Here is a 1,130-nt window from a genome sequence, read left to right on the forward strand (position 1 = left end):
TCTAGTGCAGCGTGTTTGAAGTTGTTTTACGGTCTGCCTTCTTGAGGATCTCGTCGGCGGTTTTGGTCCATACGAATGGGTGGCAGCGGTCGTTCCAGCCGTTGATGAAGGCGCGGATCTTGGCGTTGAGGTCCTTGACCGAGCCGAAGCTGCCGCGGTGGATGGCTTGCTTCTCGATGATGCCGAACCAGACCTCGACCAGGTTCATCCACGAGGCCGAGGTGGGCGTGAAGTGGATCTGGATCCGAGGGTGGCGATCTAGCCAGGCGCGGACCTCGGCCTTCTTGTGGGTCGAGTAGTTGTCCATCACCAGGTGCAGTTCCTGATCCGGGTAGGCCCGGGCGATCTGTTTGAGGAAGGCCAGGAACTCCTGGTGGCGGTGACGCGGCTTGCACGCCGCGGTGACCTCGCCGGTGGCGATCTGAAGCGCGGCGAACAGGGTGGTCGTGCCGTGTCGCTTGTAGTCATGGGTGCGCCGCTCGGGCAGCCCGGGCTGCATCGGCAGCATCGGCGCCGTGCGGTCCAACGCCTGGATCTGGGACTTCTCGTCCACGCACAGCACGATCGCGTTCTCCGGCGGGTCCAGGTACAGCCCGACGACGTCGTTGACCTTGGCGACCAACTCCGGGTCGGTGGAGAACTTGAAGGTCTGCGACCGCCACGGCTGCACTCCGTACTCGCGCCACGCGGTGGCCACGCTCTTGTTCCCGATGCCCAGGTGACGCCCCAGCAGCCGGGAAGACCAGTGGGTGACCCCGTACTTCTTCGGTGGTGGCGTCAGCGTCGCCGAGACGATCGCCCGATGATCCAGCGTCCTGGGTCGTCCCGACCGCGGCTGGTCCTCCAGGCCGGCCAACCCCGCCTCCTGGTACCGCTCCCGCCACTTCAACACGGTCACCTTCGAGGCTCCCACCTGCTCGGCGATCCGCTCGTTCGCGTTTCCGTCCGCGGCCGCCAACACGATCCTTGCCCGCTGCGCCAGGCCCGCTCGACCCGCCGTCGAACGCGTCAGCCGCAGCAACTCCTCCCGATCACCATCACGCAACACCAACGCCGGAGCAGGACGATTCGCCATACTCCATGATCCCAAACACGCAACCGTTTATGAATTAACGACACGCTGCACTAGG

The 1,130-nt window shown here is 64.7% G+C and carries 1 protein-coding gene; it reads right to left on the reverse strand.

Annotated features, from left to right (window positions below; all coding sequences use genetic code 11):
• Position 1: 1 nt before the first annotated feature.
• Positions 2–1,075 carry an IS630 family transposase gene (locus KD1_RS15990; RefSeq protein ID WP_083542551.1) on the reverse strand — a complete coding sequence of 358 codons (1,074 nt, stop codon included), beginning with the start codon at positions 1,073–1,075 and terminating at the stop codon, positions 2–4.
• Between the last annotated feature and the right edge of the window lie 55 nt (positions 1,076–1,130).

The organism is Kribbia dieselivorans NBRC 106261 (assembly GCF_001552435.1).
Lineage (GTDB): Bacteria > Actinomycetota > Actinomycetes > Actinomycetales > Dermatophilaceae > Kribbia > Kribbia dieselivorans.

Coding starts and splice junctions, on each gene's coding strand:
- KD1_RS15990 (WP_083542551.1), bottom strand. CDS start 1,075: ATGGCGAATCGTCCTGCTCCGGCGTTGGTGTTGCGTGATGGTGATCGG.